Below are 18627 nucleotides of genomic sequence, written 5' to 3'. Positions count from 1 at the left end.
GCGAGAAGCTCCGAAAGGGACGGAATGAAACGACTCATGGCGGCCACCGCCATCGCCGGGCTGATCCTCGGCGTCGCACCCGGCGGTGCCGCACAGGCGACGCCCGCACCCCGCACCACCGAGGCGTCGTACACGCCGCCGCCGATCGCGTGGGGCGAGTGCGCCAGCCCTGGCCTCCAGCGCCGGGGCGGCCAGTGCGGGTTCGTCGAGGTACCCCTCGACTACGCCCGCCCTCGGGGCAAGAAGATCAAGCTGGCTGTCTCCCGGATCAGCCACAAGACGCCGGAGGCGCAGTACCAGGGCGTCATGCTGGTCAACCCGGGCGGCCCCGGCGGGTCCGGTCTCACCCTCTCCGTGCTGGGCGAGTACGTGCCCAACGGCGCGGGGGACGCGTACGACTGGATCGGTTTCGACCCGCGCGGGGTCGGCTCCTCGCAGCCGGCGCTGGCCTGCGACGGCGACTACTTCTCCTACAACCGGCCGTTCTACGTGCCGGCCACCCCCAACCTGGAGCGCACCTGGCTGCAGCGCTCGAAGGGGTACGCGGAGGCGTGCGCGAAGGCCGGGGGCGACCTGCTGGGCCACCTGAAGACCACCGACACCGTGCGGGACATGGAGAGCATCCGCAAGGCGCTCGGCCGCAACCAGATCAACTACTACGGCTTCTCCTACGGCACCTACCTCGGCCAGGTCTACGCCACCCTGTTCCCGCAGCGGGTCCGCCGGATGGTGCTCGACGGCAACGTCGACCCCCGCAAGGTCTGGTACCAGGCCAACCTCGACCAGGACGTCGCGTTCGACCGCAACATCAAGATCTATTTCGACTGGATCGCCCGCAACGACGCCGTCTACCACCTCGGGACGTCTGGTCGGGCCGTGGAACGGCTCTTCTACGCCCAGCAGCTCAAGCTCCTCAAGAACCCGGCCGGCGGCATCATCGGGCCGGACGAGTGGACCGACATCTTCCTGCAGGCCGGCTACTACGTGTTCGGCTGGGAGGAGGTCGCCCAGGCGTTCGCCGGGTGGGTGCGCGACGGAGACTGGCACACCCTCAAGGAGCTGTACGACGCGTCCAACGCGCAGGGCCCGGGCGCGGACAACGGCTTCGCCGTCTACCTGGGCGTGCAGTGCACCGACGTGCAGTGGCCGAAGAGCTGGAATCGCTGGCGGGCCGACAACTGGCGCACCTTCGCCAAGGCGCCCTTCGAGACGTGGGGCAACGCCTGGTTCAACGCGCCCTGCATCTGGTGGGACGGCCAGGTCGGCAAGCCGGTGACGGTCGACGGCAGCAAGGTCGGCGGTGTCCTGCTGATCAACGAAACGCTCGACGCCGCCACGCCGTATCCAGGAGCGCTGGAGGTGCGCAGCCGCTTCCCGGGAGCGGTGCTCGTCGAGGGCGTCGGGGGCACCACCCACTCCGGCTCGCTCAGCGGCGTGGCGTGTGTCGACGACACCATCGCCACGTACCTGGCCAGCGGTGAACTACCGAGGCGGCTCGGCGGCCGGCGCTCGGACGTGCAGTGCGACCCGCTGCCGCAACCGGACCCGGCGGCGATCGCCACCCGCTCGGCACGCCCGGACACGGGCGTCGACGCCGATCGGCGGGAACTGCAGAAGCTGATCGGAGCACGCTGATCCACGCGATGCCCGAGGCGGCGGCCCACCGCCTCGGGCATCGCGTCCCACCGACCACCCGCCTCGCCCCACCGGCCCCGGCGCCGACGCGTCGCACCGGGCGCCGGGCATCCAGTGGTGCACACATCGTCATATCACAAAGCAACAATAATAATGGAAATCACTTCCGATAGACTTGTGACACGCACGCCTCGCCACTACCGTCCTGCTGGTAATGAACCTCTTTTTCAACTGACCGGACGTGGAAAGGCGGCGGTTCCGGTGTTCGATAAGCGCGCAGGTCTTCTCAGCGCAGCCCTGATCTCGGTGACGATGCTCGGTGCGGGTTGCGGATCGTCCTCCGACGGCGACGCGGCGGCGCCCTCCTCCGGGGCGTCAGGATCGACAGGCATCTCGGTGGTCGCGTCCACCAACGTCTACGGTGACATCGTGCGGCAGATCGCCGGCGACAAGGCGACGATCACGTCGATCATCAGTGACCCGTCTGCCGATCCGCACTCCTACGAGGCGAACACCCGCACCCAGCTCGAGCTGTCGAAGGCCGACCTGGTGATCGAGAACGGTGGCGGCTACGACGACTTCGTCGACACGATGCTCAAGGCCGCCGACAGTGACGCCAAGGTGCTCAACGCCGTCGAGATCTCCGGCAAGGCGGCGACCGGCGGCGAGGAGCTCAACGAGCACGTCTGGTACGACCTGCCGTCGATGGGCAAGCTGGCCGACCAGATCGTCGGCGCGCTCTCCACCGCGGCGCCCGGCGACGCCGCGACGTTCACCGCCAACGCGACGACCTTCAAGCAGAAGCTCAAGGATCTGGAAGCCACCGAAGGCGAGATCAAGGCGGCGCACGGCGGCGCCGGGGTGGCGATCACCGAGCCGGTGCCGGGCTACCTGCTGGACGCGTGCGGCCTGGTCAACAAGACTCCGGAAGAGTTCAGCGAGGCCATCGAGGAGGGCACCGACGTCTCCGCCGGCACCCTGAAGGAGACCCTCGCCCTGTTCACCGGCAAGCAGGTCAAGCTGCTGGCCTACAACGAGCAGACGACCGGACCGGAGACCGAGAAGGTGCTCCAGGCGGCCAAGGCCAACACCGTCGGCGTGGTCCCGGTCACCGAGACGCTGCCGGCCGGCAAGGACTACCTCTCGTGGATGAGCGGGAACCTCGCCGCCGTCAAGACCGCGCTGGGCTGATGCCGGACGGCTCCCGCGCGGTCCCGGTGCTGGAGTTCGAGGATGCCGGGCTGGGTTTCGGCCCGCGGCGGCTCTGGTCGGGGCTCTCCCTGCGCGTCGAGGCCGGCGAGTTCATCGCCGTCCTCGGCGCCAACGGGTCGGGCAAGACCAGTCTGGTCCGCGCGATCCTCGGGCTCCAGCGTCTCAGCGCGGGTCGGCTGCGTGTGTCCGGTCGGCCACCGCGGCGCGGCGCGGACGACATCGGATACGTGCCGCAGCAGCGGCGCATCGATCCGCTGACGCCGCTGCGCGCCCGCGACGTGGTCGGGCAGGGCCTCGACGGACACCGTTGGGGCCTGGGCCGCCGCCCGGGGCGGGACGCGCGGATCGCGGCGGCGCTCGGCTCGGTCGACGCCGCCGCGTTCGCCGACATGCCTGTCGGACTGCTCTCCGGCGGCGAACAACAGCGGATCCGCGTCGCGCAGGCACTGGTGGCCGACCCGCGCCTGCTGCTCTGCGACGAACCGCTGCTCTCACTGGACCTGCGCAGCCAGCAGACCATCACCGCGTTGGTCGACCGGCGACGCCGGGAGAAGGGAACCGCCGTCGTGTTCGTCACGCACGAGATCAACCCGGTGCTGCCCTACGTGGACCGCGTTCTCTACCTGGCCGACGGCGGGTTCCGCAGCGGAACGGTGCAGGAGGTGTTCACCTCGGCGACGCTCTCCGACCTGTACGGGGTACCGATCGAGGTGCTTCGCGTCAACGGACGGATCCTCGTCGCGGGCATTCCGCCGGCCGACGAGTCGCACCATCACCACGACGGCGCCGAGGTCGGGGCGGAGCATGTCTGACCCCGGGCTGTGGGACCGCGTCTTCAACTTCTCCGACTACGGCGAGCTGCTCGGTCTCGTCCACAACTCGATCATCGCCGGCGCGGTGCTGGGTCTCGTCGGTGGGTTGATCAGCACGTTCGTGATGATGCGCGACATGCCGTTCGCCGTGCACGGCATCAGTGAGCTGTCGTTCGCCGGCGCGTCCGGAGCGCTGCTGCTCGGCGCGAACGTCGTGCTCGGATCCCTGCTCGGCTCCGTCCTCGCCGCCCTGGTGATCGGGATGCTGGGCAGCCGGGCCCGGGACCGCAACTCCATCATCGGCGCTCTCATGCCCTTCGGTCTGGGTCTCGGCGTGTTGTTCCTCGCGCTCTACCAGGGCCGTTCGGCGAACAAGTTCGGGCTGCTGACCGGTCAGATCGTCGCCGTGGACACCCCACAGCTGTCCTGGATGCTGGTGACCTCGACCGTGGTCCTGATCGGCCTGCTGGTGATCTGGCGCCCGCTCGCCTTCGCCAGCGTCGATCCAGAGCTGGCCGCCGGGCGCGGCGTGCCGGTCGCGGCGCTGTCGTCGGTGTTCATGCTGCTGCTGGGTCTGACCGTCGCCATGTCGGTGCAGATCGTCGGTGCGCTGCTGGTGCTGAGCGTCGTCGTCACACCCGCCGCGGCCGCGATGCGGGTCACGGCGTCCCCGCCGCTCGTCACTGTGCTCAGCGTTCTGTTCGCCGTCGGCTCCGTCGTCGGCGGCATCCTGCTCGCCCTGGGCAGCAGCATTCCCATCAGCCCCTACGTCACCACGATCTCGTTCACGATCTACATCGTCTGCCGGATCCTCGGCGCACGACGTCACCGGCGCGGTTGGGCCACCCTCGGGCGCGCCGAGGTCCCGCTGTCCGCGGGGGCGCGCTGAGGTCGGGACCGGCCGAATGGCAGAGAGCGACCGCAGCACCGGGAAGGAGCCGATAGAGACCGCCGCCGCCGTTCTTCAGGCCCTCGCCTCGCCCATCCGCCTGCGGGTGGTCCTGGAGGTCATCGATCGGGAGGCGACGGCCGGCGAACTGGCCGGACGGCTCGGCGTCGGATGCACCACGGTCGCCAAACACCTACGGCACCTCCGGGTCGCCGGTCTCGTCCGCCGTCACCGGAGCGCAAACCACGTCCGGTACGTCGCGACCCCGTCGGCCGTCCTGCTGGTGCGCGCCATCCTCGTCACGACCGGGACCGGCGGCGAACCGGGGCACCAGGTCCGCGGAGCCCTGCCACGGCACTGATCCCGCCGACGACCCACCGGGGGTGGGCCCCCGGTGAAGTCGAATCCGCCCGTGACGGGGCCGGGCCGCCGTAGAGACTGTCCCGGAACTCGCATCGATCCGGTTCGCGGCGCTCGTCGGGCGGACGCCTCGTGACCGATCGGACCCTGTCGGGCGACGACGTCACGGTCGCAGGGTCAGCGTCTGGGTCGCCGCATCCGTGACGGCGGCCCGGTCCCAGCGCATCGGCAGGGTCTGGCCGGCGCGCCACAGCGGCAACTGATCGTCGTAGTTGCGGTGGAACGCGTGCCCGGAGTTGCCGGTCAGCTGGATCCACCGGGAGGCGTCGAGGTCGGCCAGGTCGACGATCATCCGCATGGACGGCACGGCGTCGACCTCGTAGCCCGCGGCGGCATCCCAGCCCGTCGCGTTGACGATCGCGTCGCCGCCCGACACCCCGACCGGGTCGGCGTTGAACAGCCACTCGACGGGCCCGACACCCGACGAGCCGAAGGTCTGGTTGCGTGCGGTCAGGATGTGCATCCGACCCCACCGCCAGTCGGCGGGCCGGTCGCCCTGATCGCGGCGGAGCTCCGCGGCTGCCTCGGCCGCCGCCGAGCGCAGGATGTCGTCGCGCCGCTCGACGGCCGGGGTGTCCTGGCGATCCCACCACGGGGACCCGGGCTGGGCGAGCAGTCCCCGCACCACTTCGAACCACCGGTCGCCGCCGTCGGGCCGGTAGCTCGCGGGCAGCTCGTCGAAGATGCCGGCGAGCAGGTGGCGCCAGGTCGCGTTGTAGTACGCGGCCGCGGCGGACCGGCGCGCGTCGGCGCTGCCGGAGGGGCCGTCGGCAGGCTGCTGGAAGTCCCAGTCCTTCCACAGGCCGGTGGCGGTGACGCGGGCGTCGTCGGACGGGTCGGTCGCCGCGCCGAGAGCGTCGACGACCGCCGGTACGAGGGTCGGCGCGAAGCCGTTGCGGTTGTCGAACTGCGTGCGCTGCACGTCCGCCACGCTGATCGCGCCGGGCGCTGACGTGATCATGTCGCGGATGCGCTGGCTGCGGTAGCCGTACGACCAGTCGCTGGTCAGCAGGCGCGGGTAGCCGGGGCCGACGACGGCCTGATTGGCGGTGACCAGGTAGCCGCCGGGCGGGTTGAGGACGCTCGGTAGCTCGGCGAAGGGAATGAAACCCTTCCAGTCGTACGCCGAATCCCAGCCCGGGCTCATCCACCTCCCGTCGCCCTTGCCGCGCACCGGGATCCGACCGGGGGACTGGTAGCCGATGTTGCCGGCCACGTCGGCGTACACGATGTTCTGTGCGGGCACCTCGAACAACGCGGCGGCGGCGCGGAACTCGGTCCAGTTCGCCGCGGTGTTGAGGGCGAAGAGAGCCTCCGCGGTCCGACCCGGCCGCAGCGCCGTCCAGCTCAGGGCGATGGCGTAGCCGTCGCCCCGAGTCCCGCTGTCCGGTGCCGGACGCCCGGGAACGAGCTGCGGGCTGGCGGCCACGCCGGCCGGCGAGCCGGCCGGGTCGACCGGAGGCCGGCGGCCGATGTCCCGCAGCGACGCCGACGCGTCCGACAGCAGCGGACCGTGCCGGGACGTGCGTACCGTGATCGACACCGGCTTGCCGCCCGCGACCTCGATGGTCTCGGTGCGGGTCTGAAGGGGCAGCCATTCGCCGTCGACCTGCACCCGGTCGCCGTCCACCCGCTCGAGATACAGGTCGGTCACGTCGGGGTCGAGGTTGGTGAAGCCCCAGGCGATCCGGGCGTTGTGGCCGATGACCACGCCGGGGACGCCGGCGAACGTGAACCCGGCGACGTCGAACGCGCACTCGCAGTGCAGACCCATCTGATACCAGATGCCGGGCATGCTCGGGCTCAGGTGTGGGTCGTTGGCCAGGATCGGCTTGCCGGTGGCGGTCAGCCGTCCACCGATGACCCACGAGTTCGAGCCGATGCCCGAGCCGCCGTCGCCAAGCATGACCGGCAGCCGGGACAGGCCCTCGGCCAGCTCGGTGACGGTCCGCGCGGCGACGGTGCCACCGCCGCCGGTCCCGGCTTCGTCCGGGCCGCCGCCGCCCTGACCGCCGCCGCTGGTGGGCGCCGTCGGGGCACCGGACGGGACGGGCCCGGCGTCCTGGTCGAAGACGCCACCTACGACGGCTCCCCCGTCGACGATGGGTGAGTTCCGGTCGTACGGGTAGGCCGGGTAGAGCTGTTCGACCTGCGGACGCGTCAGTCCGGCGGCGAGCAGCGCCGCGCGGGCGATCTCGGTGTCCATGTTGCCCCGCAGGTCCCACGCCATCGCCTTGAGCCAGGCGAGACTGTCCACCGGGCTCCACTGCTCGATCGTGTAGCCGGAGTTCTGCAGCCCGAGCACCGTGTACTCCAGGCTCGCCCGGCCCCCGTCGTGGTCGGCGAGCCAGGCGTTCACGCCGTCGGCGTACACCTGCAGATGCCGCCGGGCGTCCGGAGACAGGAGCTGCCACTCCTGCTCGGCGACCCGGCGCCAGCCCATTGTGCGCAGGTAGCTGTCGGTCTCGACCTGGCTCTCCCCGAACAGCTCGGCCAGTCGGCCACCGGTGACGTGGCGGCGGAAGTCCATCTCCCAGAACCTGTCCTGCGCGTGCAGGTAGCCCTGGGCACGGAACAGGTCGTCGCTGGTCTTCGCGTACACCTGGGGAATGCCGTGGCCGTCGCGGTGCACGGTGACGGGCGAGGTCAGTCCGGGGAGCCGCAGCGCGCCGTCCTGCTGCGGGAACGCGCGGCGGACCGCCCAGACCGCGGCGACGGCGAGCGCGAGGCTCAGCACCAGGAGGACTGCCACCGCCCAGAGGGCGACCTTGCGCACCCGGGCCCAGGGAAGGTGTACGGCACTCATGTCGCGAGATGCTAGTGCCCAGCCCCAGCCCCAGCCCCTGCGCCCGAGAATCGGGTCGCCCGCGGCGACCGCCCCGATCAGCAGATCCGGGCGGATACCGCGTCGGGGACGCCCGACCGGACCCGGCTGAGCTGGAAGTCGGGGTCGATCTGGGCGGTGAGGTCGACACCGGTGCGGTCGTTGGCCCACGCGGCGGCGTTGCGGCGGTGGAACTCGTGGGCATGGCGGGTGAAGCCATCCCAGTCCTGCACGGTGTCGTCCACCGCGTCGGCGAGCTGGGCCAGGACCGCCCGGTTGGCCGGCTCCAGCTGTGACAGCGGCTCGACCGCGCCGCGCTCGGCCCGCCGCACGTATGCCGACCGGCTCACCCAGGTGAGGAGATCGGCGCCGACGTGCTCGCGGAGGAAGTCCACGTCCGAGGCGTCCTCGACCTTGTTGCCGACCACGGACAGGGCGACACCGTAGTCGCGGGCGTAGCCGGCGTACTGCAGGTAGACACCGACGCTGCGCAGGGTCGGCTCGCAGACCAGGAAGGTGCGGTCGAAGCGGGTGAACAAGCCGGAGGCGAACGAGTCGGCCCCGGCGGTCATGTCCACCACCACGTACTCCCCCGGCCCGTCGAGCAGGTGGTTGAGCAGCAACTCCACCGCACCGACCTTGGAGTGGTAGCAGGAGACACCGAGGTCCTCCGCGGTGAAGGCCCCGGTCGCCGCGACGCGCACGTCGCCGACGTCCCGGACGCACGCGGCGTAGACGGGTTGTCCTCCGCCACCCGCAGCAGCCGGGATCCGGCGCCGGGCGGGGTCGTCTTCACCATCTCGGCGGCGGAGCCGATCCGCGGGTTCGTCCCCCGCAGGTACTCCTTGATCTCGGACAGGTGCTCCCCGAGCGGCGGCAGCTGCGCAGCGACGGAGGCAGGCGCGCCGAGGGCCACCGCCAGATGCTGGTTGATGTCGGCATCGATGGCCAGCACGGGGCCGCGGCCCACGAGGTGACGGGTGACCATGGCGGCGAGCGTCGTCTTGCCGCTGCCACCCTTGCCGACGAAGGCGACCTTCACCGCTGATCCTCCGGGCATACTCTAGTGATTGCCGTTTTCATGAGCGTTACTGTAGCCGTTGGCCCGCTCGCGGCGGTGGAAGTGGACGCAATGCCATCCGAGCGGCGACACGGAGCCGACGAGAGCCGGTCACGGCGCCGTGGCACCCGACGGCGCGGCCGGCGCCCCGCCATACCCTCGAAATATCCATCATCTGCTATGTACCTGGAGGGAAAACGACTCCTATGATCGTCACCAATCGGTGCCGGTCGATCGCACTGCTACCGCAGCGCGACGACCCGGCCCGGCTGGAGGAGGAATGCGATGCGTCCATCGTGCAAGTCCGCACTCGTCGGGGCGGCGGCTCTGACGATGCTGATGGCGGCCACCCCCGCTATGGCGGCCGACCGGGTCGGCGTGGTCCGGGAGGCGGGCGGCGCCACCGCCGTGGCCGACAGCTACATCGTCGTGTTCAAGGATGCCTCGGTCACCCGTGCCCGGGTCGGTGACACCGCCCGGCGGTTGGCCGGCCGGCACGGCGGGGCGGTCGCCAGCACCTGGGGGGCCGCGTTGCGGGGCTTCGAGGTGCGGGTCGACGCCCGCGCCGCGGCGCGGATCGCCGCCGACCCGGCCGTGGCGTACGTGCAGCAGAACCACATCGTGTCGATCAGCGGCACCCAGACCAACCCGCCGTCCTGGGGCTTGGACCGGATCGACCAGCGCAACCTGCCGCTGGACAGCTCCTACACCTACCCGAACACGGCGAGCAACGTGCACGCCTACATCATCGACACCGGCATCCGGACCACGCACAGCACCTTCGGCGGCCGGGCCGCCTGGGGCACCAACACCGTCGACAGCAACAACACCGACTGCAACGGCCACGGCACCCACGTCGCCGGCACCGTCGGCGGCTCCGCGTACGGCGTGGCCAAGGGGGTGCAGCTGGTCGCGGTGAAGGTGCTCAACTGCTCCGGCAGCGGCACCACCGCCGGCGTCGTCTCCGGCGTCGACTGGGTCACCGCCAACGCGGTCAAGCCTGCGGTGGCCAACATGAGCCTCGGCGGCGGCGTCGACACCACCCTGGACACCGCCGTGCGCAACTCCATCGCCTCCGGCGTCACCTACGGCCTGGCCGCCGGCAATGACTCCGGTGCGAACGCCTGCAACACCTCACCCGCCCGGGTAGGCGAAGGGATCACGGTCGGCTCCACCACCAGCAGCGACGCCCGCTCGTCGTTCTCCAACATCGGCACCTGCCTGGACATCTTCGCGCCCGGCTCGTCGATCACCTCGGCCTGGAACAGCAGCGACACGGCCACCAACACGATCAGCGGCACCTCGATGGCGACCCCGCACGTGGTCGGCGCGGCCGCACTGGTCGCCAGTGCCAACCCCTCCTGGACCCCGCAGCAGGTCCGCGACTACCTGGTGACCAACGCCACCAGCAGTGTGGTGACCAACCCCGGCAGCGGCTCACCAAACAAGCTGCTCTACATCGTCAACGGCAGCACCCCGCCGCCCCCGCCGACCGGCTGCACCGGCACCAACGGCACCGACGTGGCCATCCCCGACGCCGGCTCGGCCGTGACCAGCGCCATCACCATCTCCGGCTGCGGACGCGCCGCCTCCGCGACCGCCACCGTCGCGGTCAGCATCGTCCACACCTACCGGGGTGACCTGGTGATCGACCTGCTCGCCCCGGATGGCAGCAGCTACCGGCTGAAGAACAGCAGCGGCTCCGACAGCGCCGACAACGTCAACGCCACCTACACCGTCAACCTCTCCTCCGAGGCGGCCGACGGCACCTGGCGACTTCAGGTACGCGACGTCTACTCCGCCGACACCGGCTACCTCAACACCTGGACCCTCACCGTCTGACCAACCGCTCACGCCGCACGGAGCGAACACCGTGACGGCGCGGCCGGCTCGCTGTCACGCGAGCCGGCCGCACCTGTCGTTTTCTGGCTGTGTCCGCCCCAACGCGGAAACAGTAGCGCGGGGAGGTAGCTCCGGTCGCCTCACCGGGGGTGGCCAGCCGACGTGTTGCCGCCGGCTTCCACACCACCAACAACAGCCTGCGCACGCCCGCGGCGACCGAGTTCACCGCCGATGATCCGACCATCGCCAGCGCCCTCACGTTCATGCGGACGCCTGCCCTGATCGGTCAGCGCCTCCGCTCCGCCTCCCGTTCACTTCTTGCGATGGTCGGGTGTCCTTACTTCCTGCGGTGGTCGAGTCGGACGGTGCGCAGCACGACGTCTTTGACGTAGTGTGTGCTGATCGCTCCGGAGGGCGCGGACGGGCCTCGTTCACGTCGATGCGCCAGTCGCCCGAAGCCGCGAGGGCGGCAGCGATCTCGTCGATGCCGACGTACGCCTCAGGGTCGTACATGCGGGTCTGCTCGCCGGGATCTGACGGATGCTGAAGCGGGGCCAGGTCGTGGCCGACGACGAGGAGCGTCCCACCGACGGCCACAGCGTCGAGCAGGTTGCGCAGTCCGCGCTGCTCGGGGGTGCGCTGGAACGATCCGTACGGGTGAAGTAGCGCAGGGCGGTGAACTGGGCCTCGATGCGGTTGAGCCAGGAGCTGTTGGTGGGTGTGTAGGCGAACTCGACGTTGTTGGCTGCGGCCCAGTCGCCGACGCGGGTGTCCTTCTTCGTGCTCAGGTGTTCCGTCGGTGTTGGCGGTGGTCAGGGCGAATGCCACGGGCAGTCCGTGCACGGTGGTGACCAGGTGCAGACGCAGGCCCCAGAAGCGACGCGAGTGCGAGGCGCAGTAGCCGTAGGTGGCCCACCCGGCCAGGTCAGAGCGTGTGACGGTCTCGCGGGAGCGTCCGCATTCCACCGGGGTGGAGTCGGCGATGCGCACCGGGTGCTGCCACAGGTCGGTGTCCAGGGCCAGGACCCGGATCAGGTGGGTGATCTGCGTGCCGAGTGTCCGTAGCCGCTTGTTGTACCCGGGCTGTTTCGGGATGTAGGGGAACAGGTGGGTCAGGTTCATGCGGGCGTGACGGATCCAGCGGGCTTCCTTGTGGTAGCCGAGCAGGGCTTGCAGCACCGCGAGGGTGATCAGTTCGGCGTCGGTGATCTTCGGGGCGATCCCGACCGCGGGTCGCCACCGGGTGAGCTGGGGCGACGACTTCAACACGTCGTCGATCTTCACGTACAGTGCGGTGGCGAGGGTGTCCCGATCGACGTGCACGTGGCCTCCATGGTCATCGTTGCTTCGCAACGTCGATCATGGACGCCCTCGCCTCCCTTCACCACCCCGTACCCCTTGGAATAGATCATCTAGAAATGCGGCATGGTTCGGGACTCCGGCGGGACGTTGTTCGGCGCGACCGCCATCGTCACCGGCGCCAGCTCGGGCATCGGGCGAGAGGTGGCGCGGCGCTTGGCGGGCGACGGGGCAGCGGTGGTGATCAACTATTACGCGCAGGAGGACGCGGCACGGGAACTGGCGGGGGCGATCACCGCCGGAGGCGGTCGGGCGATCACGGTCGCGGCCGACGTCTCCGACGAGGACGACGTGACGCGTCTGTTCGCAGAGACGGTCGGCACCTTCGGGCGGGTGGACATCCTGATCGCCAACGCCGGGACCCAGAAGGACGCTCCGTTCGTCGACATGACGCTCGCCGACTGGCACCGGGTCATCGACCTCGACCTCACCGGGGTGTTCCTGTGCTGTCGCGCTGCGGTGCGGCAGTTCCGGGTCCAGGAGAAGGCGGGAAGGCCGTTCAGATCGGCCGGCAGCATCGTCACCATGACCTCGGTGCACGACCGCATACCCTGGGCCGGGCACGCCAACTACGCGGCGGCGAAGAGCGGTGCGAGCATGTTGATGCGTACCGTGGCGCAGGAGGTGGCCGAGTTCGGCATCCGGGTGAACGCGTTCGCCCCCGGAGCCATCAGGACCGCCATCAACCGGCCGGTGTGGGGCAGCGCGGAAGGACTCTCCGCCCTCCTCGAAACCGTGCCCTACGGCCGGATCGGCGAGCCGGCCGACGTCGCCGCGGCCGTCGCCTGGCTGGTCAGCGATGAGGCTGACTATGTCACGGGCAGCACTGTCTACGTCGATGGCGGGATGACGATGTACCCCGATTTCCGCCGCAACGGCTGACACCGCCGTGGCCCGACAGATACGTAGCCCGTAAAGTTCCGGCGCCGCCGCGTCGGTGCTGTGCGGGCCCGCCGGGGACGCCCGGGTCGGGCGGCCCCGGCGAGTTCACTGTCGGGTGAGGGTGAAGGCGTCCGCGGAGAGCCACTGGCCGCCGCTACCGGCCGAGTAGATCCCGAGGGTCAGCGCTCCACCGGTGACCCGGATGCCCGGGATGACGACCCGGCGCCAGTGCGGCCAGCCGGTCGTCGGAATCGGTGTGGTCAGCTCCGGTACGCCCGCGCCGTAACCCTTGGCGCTCAGGTATGCCGCGGACTGGCCTCCTCCCCCGGTCGCGTACGCGCTGAGGGTGTAGACGCCGTCCGCCAATCCGGTCACGGTGCGGCTCGTGTAGACCTGGTACGGCCCGGCCTTGTGCTGGGTGAGACGGAACCCACCGGTCAGCCCGCCCTCCTCGACGTAGTCGGCGTCGGCCGAGGTGCCGTCCGTCCCGGCCCAGGTCTCCCAGCCGGCCGGAGTCTGCGTCGCACCCCCGCTGTCGAAGCCGCCGTTGCTGAGCGGCACGGTCTGCTCGGCCGCGTACACCGGCTCGGGATAGCGGCCCACGTCGACGTGGTCGAACTCCACGTGTCCGACCCCGGCGCGCTGCAGGCGGATCGTGTTGGCGCCGGCCATCAGGGTCACCGGCAGATCCTGCACGTTACGGGAGAAGGTGCCCCAGGCGCCGGTGCGCGGGAAGGGCGCGGTGTACTGCTTGACCCCGGCGACCAGCACGTCCAATGTGCCCACGGACGCGCCGCCGTTGGCGAAACCGATCCCCATGCGGTACTGGCCAGCGGTCGGCACGGTGACGGTGAACTGCACGTAGGCGTTCGTGTCGTCGAGCCCTCCGACGTACGAGCCACCCGACGCGGAGCCGGACGTTCGCACCACGCCGCCGGCGACGGTGGCGGACTCCGCCTCGTAACGGGTCGTCGCCGGCGCGGTGATCTGCGCGACGGTGACGTTGTCGACGGCCGCGAAGGCGGTCGGTCCGGGCGGCAGGTGCAGGCCGATCTGTGCGGTGTCCGCACCGGCGACGAACTCGATGCTCCGGCGCGCCCACTGGCGGTGGGCGACGGCATAGGTGTCGACCGCGGTCGTGTGCGTGCCGCCGACGAAGAACCTCGCGGTCCCGTTGGTCTGCACGAACGCGCTCGCGCGGTAGGTCGCGCCGGGTTCGAGCCCACGCACCGTCGTGGTCAGCTTGACCTCCGGCACGCTCGCGTCGGTGAAGACCGTCGCCTTGTAGGCGCCCGACTGGGCGGTCCCGTTGTTCTCGGCGATGGCGTTCGGCGCACCCGGATCGGGGCCCGGCGTCCAGGTCGTCCAGCCGGCCAGCGTGCCCTGCTCGAAGTCGGCGTTGCCGATCGGGGTGACCCGCTCGGGCAGGACCGTCTGCGGCACCACGGTGAACGCGCTCGCGTCGACACTGCCTCCCCGGGCGACGACCTGGGCCGCGGTGTTGGACTCGTAGAGCGTGACGAGGTCATCCCAGGACTGTCGCTCCGGGTAGTCGTTGTTGACGTGCGGCGGGAAGCCGGTCGTGGTGTCGTTGACGTAGCGGCCGGCGCCGCCCTGGTAGATGCGGTCCTTGAATTCCTGTGGGGTGCCGGCCATGCCGTGGATGATCCCCATCAGACCGGCGGCGAACGAGGCGGTGCAGTCCGCGTCGTTGCCGATCAGGGAGGCGATCCGCAGGGTGGTGCGGTAGTCGTTGCCGCCGTAGAGGATCGCGATCAGGACCGAGCCGTTGTTGCGATCGGGGATGGCCATCTCGTTGTCCTGGCCGTAGACGTTGCGCACGAAGGACATGAGTTGGGCCTGCGCCCAGCGCCAGTCGGCGGGGTTCTGGTCGTGTAGCGCCACCACCCGCTGGTAGACCTCATACGGCCAGGAGTCGCGGGGCAGGGTTGCGGCGGCGCGGCTCAGCGCCTCCCGCCCGTCGTCGAGGAGGTAGGCCTCGGCGTACATGGCGGCCTGGAATCTGGCCCAGACGACCGAGTCGAACTCGCCGGTGACCGCGCCGAAGCGGTTGGCGAGGTCCCGGGCGGTGGCCGGCATGCCGGGCGCGACGAGGCCGAGGGTGTCGTTCTCGATGTAGGGCTCGGTCAGCCAGTAGTGCCGGTTGAACTCGGCCCGCCCGGTGAGGGGTGGCACCATTCCGTCGTCGCGCATGGCGGCGTTGGCGATGTCGCCAGGGCCCCAGTCGCCGATGTCGTGGGCCACCCACTCGTCCTTGATGTCCTGGAAGGTGGCGTCCGGGCCGTGCTCGGAGAGGATCAACTGGTTGAAGAAATCGACGTGGTAGTCGTCGTCGCTGCCGGTCTCGTGGGAGGCGAAGTGGGGTGCGCCGAGCCGGTCGTATCCGGGGTAGTCGTTCGGGGTCCAGCAGCTCGCCGGGGCGTCTCCGGAGTAGGGGCCGTAGGTGGGTCGGAAGCAGTCGTCGGTGGGTTCCGGCTGGGGGCTCTTGTACTCGTAGCCGGTCAGCACGCCGCCGACCTGGCCGAGGACGGCCGCGAGCGTCTTGTCGCGGTAGTCGCTGCGGGACAGGGTCACTGTCGCCGCCGCCTCCGCGGGCGGCGGCGCCGTGACCGGCACGACGATCGCCGTCGCGGCGACCAGCAGCAGGGGCAGCAGCGTACGTGTTTCTCGGGGCATGACGGACCTTCCGGGAAGGGGGTCAGCTAGAGATACTTCGCCGCGTACTCGCGGGCGTCCTGCACCACCAGGGCAACGCGCTCCGGGGCCTTGTCGAGGGTGTCGTCGACGACGGTGAGAGTGGGGATCACCCCTTCGCGGACCGGCAGCCGCCAGTGCGCGTTGTAGCCCGCCTCGTGCACGCCGGAGGATCCGTGTGCCGGGTCACCGAGGCAGACGTGGCCGAAGGACCGGTTGCTGGCGGTGAACAACGCCGGGTCCGGCAGGTCGTGGAAGACCGGCACCGTGTCGCGGTGGCCCGCCTGCACCAGCGGGATGATGCCGCCGAGCGCGTCGAACCACGCCTCACCGGCGATGGCCAGGTCCGGTGCGCCGGTGCGCAGCAGTTCGACGAGGTCGCGGAGCCCGCGGGTGGTGCTGCCGCGGGGGTCGTTGTTGTACATCGCGGAGATGTCGAGGAAGGCCGCGTCGAAGCCGTACTCGTGGTGCAGTCGGACGATCTGCTCGGCGATGTGCCGCCGCCAGGGCTCATAGGCCGGGTTGACCAGCGCGCCCCAGCTGTGGTCGAAGTGGCGTGACGCGTCCCAGTCGACCGATCCGATCGGCATGTGGCCGCTGGGGTTGAGCAGTTGACCCGGCGCCGCCCAGGTTTCGAAGCCGGGCAGGTCGCGGGCGGCCACGTTGGCGCCGAACATCGGCATGATCCGGGCGCCGAGCTGGTGCGCACCGTCGATGAGCCGCCGGAAGCCGTCCGGGCCGCCGAGCCGTTCGTCGACGTCGAAGCGCCCGTACCAGCGGTAGTAGCGACCCTCCCAGCCGGGCAGGTAGGCCAGGATGTGCTCCGGGTCGATCTGGTCGGACAGGCGCCGGATGACGTCGAGCATGCCGTCGTAGGTGAGGAAGACCTTGCCGGTGAAGTGCATGCCGTTGAGGGAGAGCACCAGCGCGGTGCGGCGCAGCCACGCCGGGACGTCCGTCCGCTCCGCCCAGTCCGGCAGGTCGTAGGCCTGGCGGAGATGGGCGGTGTGCTCGGCGACGACCGGTGCGAGGTCGGCGGTGCGGCGCAGCTCCCAGACCGGCACCTCGAAGCGGGCACTGGGCTGTGCGGCGTCGGTGTCGGCGATCAGTTCGAGGTCGCAGGTCGCGGGGTCGTCGAAGTGCGGGATGACGACGAAGCGCTTGCTGCGGACCTGGTCGTCGAGGCTGCGGGCCACGGTCAGGTCGCCGTCCGGGCGGCGTACCGCCAGCAGCGGCGTGGCGAGGTCGAACCAGCCGTTGGGATAGCCGACCACCCGTCCCGCCGGCGGCACCGGAAGGTCGCCCTCACGCACGGCGGTCACGTCGCCGGTGGGCTGGTCGTGCAGGACCAGCGCGACGCTCCGGACGCCGTGGCGGTGCTCGGCACTCACCTCGATCCGTACACCGTCCTCGCCGTCGACGACGCGCACACGCGCGGTGCCGTCGCAGGTCTGCTCGCCGCCGGCCCAGGTGAGCCGGTCGGCCACGACGACGCCGTCCTCGTCGGTGCGCAGCGACGCCGGGTCGAGGCCGTAGACATTCTCCCCGGTGTGGATGCGAACGGTGACCGGGCCGAGCGAGGTGGCGATACGTGGGTGCGGCCACCGGAAGCTCAGGTCTTGCATGGTGTTCCTCTCTGGGGGTGCGGTCAGGACGCGAGCCGGCTGGTGAAGCCGCTCTTGCCCTTCTCGATCGCCTGCTGCGGATTGCCGGTGAACACCCAGTCGCGGATGAACTGCAGGTACGGGCCGGTGGGGTCGATGAAGAGGGAGTTGTACTTGGCGGTCACCGGCACTCTCGCGTCGGCGATGAGCTTGTTGGCGGCGAGCAGCCGGGGCTCGGCCTGGGTCGAGGGGTTGTCCGCGGCGTCCGAGCGCACGGTGAGCTGTCCGGTCTTGGCCACCGTGGTCTTCTGGACGTTCTCGTCCATGCTCCACGCGATGAAGTCCCAGGCGGTCTTGGCGTTCTTGGCGCCCTTCGAGATGCCGATGACGTCACCGCCGAGGAACGCCGAGGTGCCGGACGTGCCGGGGATCGGGGTGACCCCGAACTCGAGGCCCTTCTGCGCCTTGAAGACGTTGATCCCGAAGCTGCCGAGCGCGAGCATGCCGACCTTGCCGCCCTGGAAGCTGCTGAGCCAGGTGGCGCCGTTGTCGTCCTTCTCCGCGGCCGGCATGAGCTTCTCGTCCCACATGGTCTTGTGGGCGTTGAGGACGGCGGCGACCGCGGGGTCCTGGAGGGTGGCCTCGGTGCCGTCGGCGTTCATGATGTCGCCGCCGCTGGCCCAGATGTAGGGCAGCATGGTGTAGGCGTTGCAGCCCGCGCAGTTGCCGGCGAAGGCGAACCCGTAGTTGCCCCCGCCGAGGGCGGTGATCTTCCGGGCCGCCGCGACCATCTCGTCGAGCGACGCGGGTGGCTTCTCCGGGTCGAGTCCGGCGCGGGTGAACAGGCCCTTGTTGTAGTACAGGACCGAGACGTCGAGTTGGTGCGGCAGGGCGTAGATCTTCTTGTCGATCGTGCTGACATTGATGCCGGCCGGGGCGAGCTTGTCCTTGTACGGCAGCGCGTCGACCTGGGCGGTGATGTCGGTCAACAGCTTCTGGCTGGTCAGCGCCTTGACGTTGGCGATGTCGACGGCGGCGAGATCGGGGGCGTCACCGCTGCGGACGGCCTGCACGTACTTCTGCACGTACTGGGCGTCCGGCACGGTCAGCATGGTGATCTTGCGGTCGGGATTCTTGGCGTTCCACTCGGCGACCAGCGCCTTGTCGAGTGGCTCGTCGGCCGCCCGGACCCAGAGGGTCGCCGGGCCGGACCCGGTCAGCTCGGCCGTCCCGGACCGGCTGTCGGTGGAGTCGGTGTTGCCGCAGGCGGCGAGGCCGGCGACCAGGACGGCCGCCAGTGCCGGCGCGAGTACGCGCCGTCGCGAGATTCCGGACATGGTGATCTCCTGGTAGAGGGGGGTGGGGGAGGTGTT

At 70.4% G+C, this 18627-nt stretch carries 15 protein-coding genes; 8 read left to right on the top strand and 7 right to left on the bottom strand.

From position 1 onward, the window contains the following. Nucleotides 1-24 precede the first annotated feature (24 nt). Nucleotides 25-1635 carry an alpha/beta hydrolase gene (locus O7618_RS05300; RefSeq protein ID WP_347405362.1) on the top strand — a complete coding sequence of 537 codons (1611 nt, stop codon included), beginning with the start codon at nt 25-27 and terminating at the stop codon, nt 1633-1635. A gap of 227 nt (nt 1636-1862) precedes the next feature. On the opposite strand, the gene O7618_RS05295 is transcribed toward O7618_RS05300, so the two are convergent. After that, nucleotides 1863-2045, bottom strand: coding sequence for a hypothetical protein (locus tag O7618_RS05295; protein WP_278104824.1), 183 nt, complete (start codon nt 2043-2045; stop codon nt 1863-1865). 19 nt (nt 2046-2064) lie between these two features. Here O7618_RS05295 and O7618_RS05290 point away from each other — a divergent pair, with 19 nt between their 5' ends. Genes O7618_RS05290 through O7618_RS05275 form a run of 4 tightly spaced genes read left to right on the top strand, consistent with a single transcriptional unit; the run spans nt 2065 to nt 4909 of the window. Next, on the top strand, nt 2065-2826 hold the full coding sequence (locus O7618_RS05290) for a zinc ABC transporter substrate-binding protein (RefSeq protein WP_278104823.1): 762 nt from the start codon (nt 2065-2067) through the stop codon (nt 2824-2826). Beyond that, a complete protein-coding gene (locus O7618_RS05285) occupies nt 2826-3659 on the top strand; it encodes an ABC transporter ATP-binding protein (RefSeq protein WP_278104822.1) in 834 nt (277 codons plus the stop codon). Before O7618_RS05290 ends, O7618_RS05285 begins: the two co-directional genes overlap by 1 nt. Continuing rightward, the gene (locus O7618_RS05280; RefSeq protein WP_278104821.1) at nt 3652-4548 is read left to right on the top strand and encodes a metal ABC transporter permease; all 897 of its coding nucleotides are present in this window, start codon (nt 3652-3654) and stop codon (nt 4546-4548) included. The genes O7618_RS05285 and O7618_RS05280 overlap by 8 nt, the downstream gene beginning before the upstream one ends. A 16-nt stretch (nt 4549-4564) precedes the next feature. Next, a complete protein-coding gene (locus O7618_RS05275) occupies nt 4565-4909 on the top strand; it encodes a metalloregulator ArsR/SmtB family transcription factor (protein WP_278104820.1) in 345 nt (114 codons plus the stop codon). A gap of 162 nt (nt 4910-5071) precedes the next feature. On the opposite strand, the gene O7618_RS05270 is transcribed toward O7618_RS05275, so the two are convergent. Next, a complete protein-coding gene (locus O7618_RS05270) occupies nt 5072-7774 on the bottom strand; it encodes a penicillin acylase family protein (protein WP_278104819.1) in 2703 nt (900 codons plus the stop codon). Between the two features lie 77 nt (nt 7775-7851). Then, on the bottom strand, nt 7852-8496 hold the full coding sequence (locus tag O7618_RS05265) for a hypothetical protein (protein ID WP_278104818.1): 645 nt from the start codon (nt 8494-8496) through the stop codon (nt 7852-7854). 155 nt (nt 8497-8651) lie between these two features. Here O7618_RS05265 and O7618_RS05260 point away from each other — a divergent pair, with 155 nt between their 5' ends. Together O7618_RS05260 and O7618_RS05255 are read left to right on the top strand one after the other, a co-directional pair. Further along, nucleotides 8652-8840, top strand: coding sequence for a hypothetical protein (locus O7618_RS05260; protein WP_278104817.1), 189 nt, complete (start codon nt 8652-8654; stop codon nt 8838-8840). A gap of 297 nt (nt 8841-9137) precedes the next feature. Continuing rightward, nucleotides 9138-10694 (top strand): S8 family serine peptidase, encoded by a 1557-nt coding sequence (locus O7618_RS05255; RefSeq protein WP_278104816.1) that lies wholly within the window; start codon nt 9138-9140, stop codon nt 10692-10694. Between the two features lie 261 nt (nt 10695-10955). Here O7618_RS05255 and O7618_RS05250 read toward each other — a convergent pair whose 3' ends face one another. Beyond that, entirely contained in the window at nt 10956-12017 is a 1062-nt protein-coding gene (locus O7618_RS05250) for a transposase (RefSeq protein ID WP_278104815.1), read from the bottom strand. 102 nt (nt 12018-12119) lie between these two features. Here O7618_RS05250 and O7618_RS05245 point away from each other — a divergent pair, with 102 nt between their 5' ends. After that, nucleotides 12120-12935, top strand: a complete 816-nt coding sequence (locus O7618_RS05245; RefSeq protein WP_278104814.1) for a glucose 1-dehydrogenase — start codon at nt 12120-12122, stop codon at nt 12933-12935. 105 nt (nt 12936-13040) lie between these two features. Here O7618_RS05245 and O7618_RS05240 read toward each other — a convergent pair whose 3' ends face one another. From O7618_RS05240 to O7618_RS05230, 3 genes are read right to left on the bottom strand one after another with little or no spacing between them, the layout of a single operon-like run. Further along, nucleotides 13041-15632, bottom strand: coding sequence for an ADP-ribosylglycohydrolase family protein (locus O7618_RS05240; protein ID WP_278104813.1), 2592 nt, complete (start codon nt 15630-15632; stop codon nt 13041-13043). Nucleotides 15633-15658: 26 nt separating this feature from the next. Continuing rightward, on the bottom strand, nt 15659-17275 hold the full coding sequence (locus tag O7618_RS05235; protein ID WP_278104812.1) for a hypothetical protein: 1617 nt from the start codon (nt 17273-17275) through the stop codon (nt 15659-15661). A 23-nt stretch (nt 17276-17298) separates the two neighbouring features. Next, nucleotides 17299-18591, bottom strand: coding sequence for a sugar ABC transporter substrate-binding protein (locus O7618_RS05230; RefSeq protein ID WP_278104811.1), 1293 nt, complete (start codon nt 18589-18591; stop codon nt 17299-17301). Nucleotides 18592-18627: the final 36 nt, after the last annotated feature.

Source organism: Micromonospora sp. WMMD980 (assembly GCF_029626035.1).
Classification (GTDB): Bacteria; Actinomycetota; Actinomycetes; order Mycobacteriales; family Micromonosporaceae; genus Micromonospora.
Note: the sequence above shows the minus strand (reverse complement) of the source record. Positions and strands in the feature narration are given on the sequence as shown.

Coding starts and splice junctions, on each gene's coding strand:
- O7618_RS05300 (WP_347405362.1), top strand. CDS start 25: ATGAAACGACTCATGGCGGCCACCGCCATCGCCGGGCTGATCCTCGGC.
- O7618_RS05285 (WP_278104822.1), top strand. CDS start 2,826: ATGCCGGACGGCTCCCGCGCGGTCCCGGTGCTGGAGTTCGAGGATGCC.
- O7618_RS05280 (WP_278104821.1), top strand. CDS start 3,652: ATGTCTGACCCCGGGCTGTGGGACCGCGTCTTCAACTTCTCCGACTAC.
- O7618_RS05275 (WP_278104820.1), top strand. CDS start 4,565: ATGGCAGAGAGCGACCGCAGCACCGGGAAGGAGCCGATAGAGACCGCC.
- O7618_RS05270 (WP_278104819.1), bottom strand. CDS start 7,774: ATGAGTGCCGTACACCTTCCCTGGGCCCGGGTGCGCAAGGTCGCCCTC.
- O7618_RS05255 (WP_278104816.1), top strand. CDS start 9,138: ATGCGTCCATCGTGCAAGTCCGCACTCGTCGGGGCGGCGGCTCTGACG.
- O7618_RS05245 (WP_278104814.1), top strand. CDS start 12,120: ATGGTTCGGGACTCCGGCGGGACGTTGTTCGGCGCGACCGCCATCGTC.
- O7618_RS05240 (WP_278104813.1), bottom strand. CDS start 15,632: ATGCCCCGAGAAACACGTACGCTGCTGCCCCTGCTGCTGGTCGCCGCG.
- O7618_RS05235 (WP_278104812.1), bottom strand. CDS start 17,275: ATGCAAGACCTGAGCTTCCGGTGGCCGCACCCACGTATCGCCACCTCG.
- O7618_RS05230 (WP_278104811.1), bottom strand. CDS start 18,591: ATGTCCGGAATCTCGCGACGGCGCGTACTCGCGCCGGCACTGGCGGCC.